The sequence below is a fragment of the Tenacibaculum sp. Ill genome, assembly GCF_051938915.1.
Taxonomy (GTDB): domain Bacteria; phylum Bacteroidota; class Bacteroidia; order Flavobacteriales; family Flavobacteriaceae; genus Polaribacter; species Polaribacter larymnensis.
The window spans coordinates 1-8681 of sequence record NZ_JBPSCW010000001.1; the positions used below are offsets into that span (position 1 = coordinate 1).

Here is an 8681-nt window from a genome sequence, read left to right on the forward strand (position 1 = left end):
TGTATCACTCTCACATCCGCCTACGGTCTGTGTTGCATAGTAGCTTGTTCCATCTACTAAAGCAACCGTACTAGCTAATGCCGTTCCGCCAGTTGAAGCTGCATACCACTGGATACCTGTTCCTGTTGCTGCTAAGTCTGCTACTGTTGGACTATCGATTGAACAGAAACTCTGTGCTGCAGTTCCTGTTGGTGCTGCTGGATCACTTACTGTTGCTGTTACTTCAAATCTTGTATCACTCTCACATCCGCCTACGGTCTGTGTTGCATAGTAGCTTGTTCCATCTACTAAAGCAACCGTACTAGCTAATGCCGTTCCGCCAGTTGAAGCTGCATACCACTGGATACCTGTTCCTGTTGCTGCTAAGTCTGCTACTGTTGGACTATCGATTGAACAGAAACTCTGTGCTGCAGTTCCTGTTGGTGCTGCTGGATCACTTACTGTTGCTGTTACTTCAAATCTTGTATCACTCTCACATCCGCCTACGGTCTGTGTTGCATAGTAGCTTGTTCCATCTACTAAAGCAACCGTACTAGCTAATGCCGTTCCGCCAGTTGAAGCTGCATACCACTGGATACCTGTTCCTGTTGCTGCTAAGTCTGCTACTGTTGGACTATCGATTGAACAGAAACTCTGTGCTGCAGTTCCTGTTGGTGCTGCTGGATCACTTACTGTTGCTGTTACTTCAAATCTTGTATCACTCTCACATCCGCCTACGGTCTGTGTTGCATAGTAGCTTGTTCCATCTACTAAAGCAACCGTACTAGCTAATGCCGTTCCGCCAGTTGAAGCTGCATACCACTGGATACCTGTTCCTGTTGCTGCTAAGTCTGCTACTGTTGGACTATCGATTGAACAGAAACTCTGTGCTGCAGTTCCTGTTGGTGCTGCTGGATCACTTACTGTTGCTGTTACTTCAAATCTTGTATCACTCTCACATCCGCCTACGGTCTGTGTTGCATAGTAGCTTGTTCCATCTACTAAAGCAACCGTACTAGCTAATGCCGTTCCGCCAGTTGAAGCTGCATACCACTGGATACCTGTTCCTGTTGCTGCTAAGTCTGCTACTGTTGGACTATCGATTGAACAGAAACTCTGTGCTGCAGTTCCTGTTGGTGCTGCTGGATCACTTACTGTTGCTGTTACTTCAAATCTTGTATCACTCTCACATCCGCCTACGGTCTGTGTTGCATAGTAGCTTGTTCCATCTACTAAAGCAACCGTACTAGCTAATGCCGTTCCGCCAGTTGAAGCTGCATACCACTGGATACCTGTTCCTGTTGCTGCTAAGTCTGCTACTGTTGGACTATCGATTGAACAGAAACTCTGTGCTGCAGTTCCTGTTGGTGCTGCTGGATCACTTACTGTTGCTGTTACTTCAAATCTTGTATCACTCTCACATCCGCCTACGGTCTGTGTTGCATAGTAGCTTGTTCCATCTACTAAAGCAACCGTACTAGCTAATGCCGTTCCGCCAGTTGAAGCTGCATACCACTGGATACCTGTTCCTGTTGCTGCTAAGTCTGCTACTGTTGGACTATCGATTGAACAGAAACTCTGTGCTGCAGTTCCTGTTGGTGCTGCTGGATCACTTACTGTTGCTGTTACTTCAAATCTTGTATCACTCTCACATCCGCCTACGGTCTGTGTTGCATAGTAGCTTGTTCCATCTACTAAAGCAACCGTACTAGCTAATGCCGTTCCGCCAGTTGAAGCTGCATACCACTGGATACCTGTTCCTGTTGCTGCTAAGTCTGCTACTGTTGGACTATCGATTGAACAGAAACTCTGTGCTGCAGTTCCTGTTGGTGCTGCTGGATCACTTACTGTTGCTGTTACTTCAAATCTTGTATCACTCTCACATCCGCCTACGGTCTGTGTTGCATAGTAGCTTGTTCCATCTACTAAAGCAACCGTACTAGCTAATGCCGTTCCGCCAGTTGAAGCTGCATACCACTGGATACCTGTTCCTGTTGCTGCTAAGTCTGCTACTGTTGGACTATCGATTGAACAGAAACTCTGTGCTGCAGTTCCTGTTGGTGCTGCTGGATCACTTACTGTTGCTGTTACTTCAAATCTTGTATCACTCTCACATCCGCCTACGGTCTGTGTTGCATAGTAGCTTGTTCCATCTACTAAAGCAACCGTACTAGCTAATGCCGTTCCGCCAGTTGAAGCTGCATACCACTGGATACCTGTTCCTGTTGCTGCTAAGTCTGCTACTGTTGGACTATCGATTGAACAGAAACTCTGTGCTGCAGTTCCTGTTGGTGCTGCTGGATCACTTACTGTTGCTATTACTTCAAATCTTGTATCACTCTCACATCCGCCTACGGTCTGTGTTGCATAGTAGCTTGTTCCATCTACTAAAGCAACCGTACTAGCTAATGCCGTTCCGCCAGTTGAAGCTGCATACCACTGGATACCTGTTCCTGTTGCTGCTAAGTCTGCTACTGTTGGACTATCGATTGAACAGAAACTCTGTGCTGCAGTTCCTGTTGGTGCTGCTGGATCACTTACTGTTGCTGTTACTTCAAATCTTGTATCACTCTCACATCCGCCTACGGTCTGTGTTGCATAGTAGCTTGTTCCATCTACTAAAGCAACCGTACTAGCTAATGCCGTTCCGCCAGTTGAAGCTGCATACCACTGGATACCTGTTCCTGTTGCTGCTAAGTCTGCTACTGTTGGACTATCGATTGAACAGAAACTCTGTGCTGCAGTTCCTGTTGGTGCTGCTGGATCACTTACTGTTGCTGTTACTTCAAATCTTGTATCACTCTCACATCCGCCTACGGTCTGTGTTGCATAGTAGCTTGTTCCATCTACTAAAGCAACCGTACTAGCTAATGCCGTTCCGCCAGTTGAAGCTGCATACCACTGGATACCTGTTCCTGTTGCTGCTAAGTCTGCTACTGTTGGACTATCGATTGAACAGAAACTCTGTGCTGCAGTTCCTGTTGGTGCTGCTGGATCACTTACTGTTGCTGTTACTTCAAATCTTGTATCACTCTCACATCCGCCTACGGTCTGTGTTGCATAGTAGCTTGTTCCATCTACTAAAGCAACCGTACTAGCTAATGCCGTTCCGCCAGTTGAAGCTGCATACCACTGGATACCTGTTCCTGTTGCTGCTAAGTCTGCTACTGTTGGACTATCGATTGAACAGAAACTCTGTGCTGCAGTTCCTGTTGGTGCTGCTGGATCACTTACTGTTGCTGTTACTTCAAATCTTGTATCACTCTCACATCCGCCTACGGTCTGTGTTGCATAGTAGCTTGTTCCATCTACTAAAGCAACCGTACTAGCTAATGCCGTTCCGCCAGTTGAAGCTGCATACCACTGGATACCTGTTCCTGTTGCTGCTAAGTCTGCTACTGTTGGACTATCGATTGAACAGAAACTCTGTGCTGCAGTTCCTGTTGGTGCTGCTGGATCACTTACTGTTGCTGTTACTTCAAATCTTGTATCACTCTCACATCCGCCTACGGTCTGTGTTGCATAGTAGCTTGTTCCATCTACTAAAGCAACCGTACTAGCTAATGCCGTTCCGCCAGTTGAAGCTGCATACCACTGGATACCTGTTCCTGTTGCTGCTAAGTCTGCTACTGTTGGACTATCGATTGAACAGAAACTCTGTGCTGCAGTTCCTGTTGGTGCTGCTGGATCACTTACTGTTGCTGTTACTTCAAATCTTGTATCACTCTCACATCCGCCTACGGTCTGTGTTGCATAGTAGCTTGTTCCATCTACTAAAGCAACCGTACTAGCTAATGCCGTTCCGCCAGTTGAAGCTGCATACCACTGGATACCTGTTCCTGTTGCTGCTAAGTCTGCTACTGTTGGACTATCGATTGAACAGAAACTCTGTGCTGCAGTTCCTGTTGGTGCTGCTGGATCACTTACTGTTGCTGTTACTTCAAATCTTGTATCACTCTCACATCCGCCTACGGTCTGTGTTGCATAGTAGCTTGTTCCATCTACTAAAGCAACCGTACTAGCTAATGCCGTTCCGCCAGTTGAAGCTGCATACCACTGGATACCTGTTCCTGTTGCTGCTAAGTCTGCTACTGTTGGACTATCGATTGAACAGAAACTCTGTGCTGCAGTTCCTGTTGGTGCTGCTGGATCACTTACTGTTGCTGTTACTTCAAATCTTGTATCACTCTCACATCCGCCTACGGTCTGTGTTGCATAGTAGCTTGTTCCATCTACTAAAGCAACCGTACTAGCTAATGCCGTTCCGCCAGTTGAAGCTGCATACCACTGGATACCTGTTCCTGTTGCTGCTAAGTCTGCTACTGTTGGACTATCGATTGAACAGAAACTCTGTGCTGCAGTTCCTGTTGGTGCTGCTGGATCACTTACTGTTGCTGTTACTTCAAATCTTGTATCACTCTCACATCCGCCTACGGTCTGTGTTGCATAGTAGCTTGTTCCATCTACTAAAGCAACCGTACTAGCTAATGCCGTTCCGCCAGTTGAAGCTGCATACCACTGGATACCTGTTCCTGTTGCTGCTAAGTCTGCTACTGTTGGACTATCGATTGAACAGAAACTCTGTGCTGCAGTTCCTGTTGGTGCTGCTGGATCACTTACTGTTGCTGTTACTTCAAATCTTGTATCACTCTCACATCCGCCTACGGTCTGTGTTGCATAGTAGCTTGTTCCATCTACTAAAGCAACCGTACTAGCTAATGCCGTTCCGCCAGTTGAAGCTGCATACCACTGGATACCTGTTCCTGTTGCTGCTAAGTCTGCTACTGTTGGACTATCGATTGAACAGAAACTCTGTGCTGCAGTTCCTGTTGGTGCTGCTGGATCACTTACTGTTGCTGTTACTTCAAATCTTGTATCACTCTCACATCCGCCTACGGTCTGTGTTGCATAGTAGCTTGTTCCATCTACTAAAGCAACCGTACTAGCTAATGCCGTTCCGCCAGTTGAAGCTGCATACCACTGGATACCTGTTCCTGTTGCTGCTAAGTCTGCTACTGTTGGACTATCGATTGAACAGAAACTCTGTGCTGCAGTTCCTGTTGGTGCTGCTGGATCACTTACTGTTGCTGTTACTTCAAATCTTGTATCACTCTCACATCCGCCTACGGTCTGTGTTGCATAGTAGCTTGTTCCATCTACTAAAGCAACCGTACTAGCTAATGCCGTTCCGCCAGTTGAAGCTGCATACCACTGGATACCTGTTCCTGTTGCTGCTAAGTCTGCTACTGTTGGACTATCGATTGAACAGAAACTCTGTGCTGCAGTTCCTGTTGGTGCTGCTGGATCACTTACTGTTGCTATTACTTCAAATCTTGTATCACTCTCACATCCGCCTACGGTCTGTGTTGCATAGTAGCTTGTTCCATCTACTAAAGCAACCGTACTAGCTAATGCCGTTCCGCCAGTTGAAGCTGCATACCACTGGATACCTGTTCCTGTTGCTGCTAAGTCTGCTACTGTTGGACTATCGATTGAACAGAAACTCTGTGCTGCAGTTCCTGTTGGTGCTGCTGGATCACTTACTGTTGCTGTTACTTCAAATCTTGTATCACTCTCACATCCGCCTACGGTCTGTGTTGCATAGTAGCTTGTTCCATCTACTAAAGCAACCGTACTAGCTAATGCCGTTCCGCCAGTTGAAGCTGCATACCACTGGATACCTGTTCCTGTTGCTGCTAAGTCTGCTACTGTTGGACTATCGATTGAACAGAAACTCTGTGCTGCAGTTCCTGTTGGTGCTGCTGGATCACTTACTGTTGCTGTTACTTCAAATCTTGTATCACTCTCACATCCGCCTACGGTCTGTGTTGCATAGTAGCTTGTTCCATCTACTAAAGCAACCGTACTAGCTAATGCCGTTCCGCCAGTTGAAGCTGCATACCACTGGATACCTGTTCCTGTTGCTGCTAAGTCTGCTACTGTTGGACTATCGATTGAACAGAAACTCTGTGCTGCAGTTCCTGTTGGTGCTGCTGGATCACTTACTGTTGCTGTTACTTCAAATCTTGTATCACTCTCACATCCGCCTACGGTCTGTGTTGCATAGTAGCTTGTTCCATCTACTAAAGCAACCGTACTAGCTAATGCCGTTCCGCCAGTTGAAGCTGCATACCACTGGATACCTGTTCCTGTTGCTGCTAAGTCTGCTACTGTTGGACTATCGATTGAACAGAAACTCTGTGCTGCAGTTCCTGTTGGTGCTGCTGGATCACTTACTGTTGCTGTTACTTCAAATCTTGTATCACTCTCACATCCGCCTACGGTCTGTGTTGCATAGTAGCTTGTTCCATCTACTAAAGCAACCGTACTAGCTAATGCCGTTCCGCCAGTTGAAGCTGCATACCACTGGATACCTGTTCCTGTTGCTGCTAAGTCTGCTACTGTTGGACTATCGATTGAACAGAAACTCTGTGCTGCAGTTCCTGTTGGTGCTGCTGGATCACTTACTGTTGCTGTTACTTCAAATCTTGTATCACTCTCACATCCGCCTACGGTCTGTGTTGCATAGTAGCTTGTTCCATCTACTAAAGCAACCGTACTAGCTAATGCCGTTCCGCCAGTTGAAGCTGCATACCACTGGATACCTGTTCCTGTTGCTGCTAAGTCTGCTACTGTTGGACTATCGATTGAACAGAAACTCTGTGCTGCAGTTCCTGTTGGTGCTGCTGGATCACTTACTGTTGCTGTTACTTCAAATCTTGTATCACTCTCACATCCGCCTACGGTCTGTGTTGCATAGTAGCTTGTTCCATCTACTAAAGCAACCGTACTAGCTAATGCCGTTCCGCCAGTTGAAGCTGCATACCACTGGATACCTGTTCCTGTTGCTGCTAAGTCTGCTACTGTTGGACTATCGATTGAACAGAAACTCTGTGCTGCAGTTCCTGTTGGTGCTGCTGGATCACTTACTGTTGCTGTTACTTCAAATCTTGTATCACTCTCACATCCGCCTACGGTCTGTGTTGCATAGTAGCTTGTTCCATCTACTAAAGCAACCGTACTAGCTAATGCCGTTCCGCCAGTTGAAGCTGCATACCACTGGATACCTGTTCCTGTTGCTGCTAAGTCTGCTACTGTTGGACTATCGATTGAACAGAAACTCTGTGCTGCAGTTCCTGTTGGTGCTGCTGGATCACTTACTGTTGCTGTTACTTCAAATCTTGTATCACTCTCACATCCGCCTACGGTCTGTGTTGCATAGTAGCTTGTTCCATCTACTAAAGCAACCGTACTAGCTAATGCCGTTCCGCCAGTTGAAGCTGCATACCACTGGATACCTGTTCCTGTTGCTGCTAAGTCTGCTACTGTTGGACTATCGATTGAACAGAAACTCTGTGCTGCAGTTCCTGTTGGTGCTGCTGGATCACTTACTGTTGCTGTTACTTCAAATCTTGTATCACTCTCACATCCGCCTACGGTCTGTGTTGCATAGTAGCTTGTTCCATCTACTAAAGCAACCGTACTAGCTAATGCCGTTCCGCCAGTTGAAGCTGCATACCACTGGATACCTGTTCCTGTTGCTGCTAAGTCTGCTACTGTTGGACTATCGATTGAACAGAAACTCTGTGCTGCAGTTCCTGTTGGTGCTGCTGGATCACTTACTGTTGCTGTTACTTCAAATCTTGTATCACTCTCACATCCGCCTACGGTCTGTGTTGCATAGTAGCTTGTTCCATCTACTAAAGCAACCGTACTAGCTAATGCCGTTCCGCCAGTTGAAGCTGCATACCACTGGATACCTGTTCCTGTTGCTGCTAAGTCTGCTACTGTTGGACTATCGATTGAACAGAAACTCTGTGCTGCAGTTCCTGTTGGTGCTGCTGGATCACTTACTGTTGCTGTTACTTCAAATCTTGTATCACTCTCACATCCGCCTACGGTCTGTGTTGCATAGTAGCTTGTTCCATCTACTAAAGCAACCGTACTAGCTAATGCCGTTCCGCCAGTTGAAGCTGCATACCACTGGATACCTGTTCCTGTTGCTGCTAAGTCTGCTACTGTTGGACTATCGATTGAACAGAAACTCTGTGCTGCAGTTCCTGTTGGTGCTGCTGGATCACTTACTGTTGCTGTTACTTCAAATCTTGTATCACTCTCACATCCGCCTACGGTCTGTGTTGCATAGTAGCTTGTTCCATCTACTAAAGCAACCGTACTAGCTAATGCCGTTCCGCCAGTTGAAGCTGCATACCACTGGATACCTGTTCCTGTTGCTGCTAAGTCTGCTACTGTTGGACTATCGATTGAACAGAAACTCTGTGCTGCAGTTCCTGTTGGTGCTGCTGGATCACTTACTGTTGCTGTTACTTCAAATCTTGTATCACTCTCACATCCGCCTACGGTCTGTGTTGCATAGTAGCTTGTTCCATCTACTAAAGCAACCGTACTAGCTAATGCCGTTCCGCCAGTTGAAGCTGCATACCACTGGATACCTGTTCCTGTTGCTGCTAAGTCTGCTACTGTTGGACTATCGATTGAACAGAAACTCTGTGCTGCAGTTCCTGTTGGTGCTGCTGGATCACTTACTGTTGCTGTTACTTCAAATCTTGTATCACTCTCACATCCGCCTACGGTCTGTGTTGCATAGTAGCTTGTTCCATCTACTAAAGCAACCGTACTAGCTAATGCCGTTCCGCCAGTTGAAGCTGCATACCACTGGATACCTGTTCCTGTTGCTGCTA

The 8681-nt window shown here is 46.8% G+C and carries 1 protein-coding gene; it reads right to left on the reverse strand.

Annotation, left to right across the window (positions count from 1 at the left end; genetic code table 11):
* On the reverse strand, positions 1–8681 hold an 8681-nt coding region (locus tag ACTPNM_RS00005), incomplete at both ends, for a hypothetical protein (RefSeq protein ID WP_440120103.1).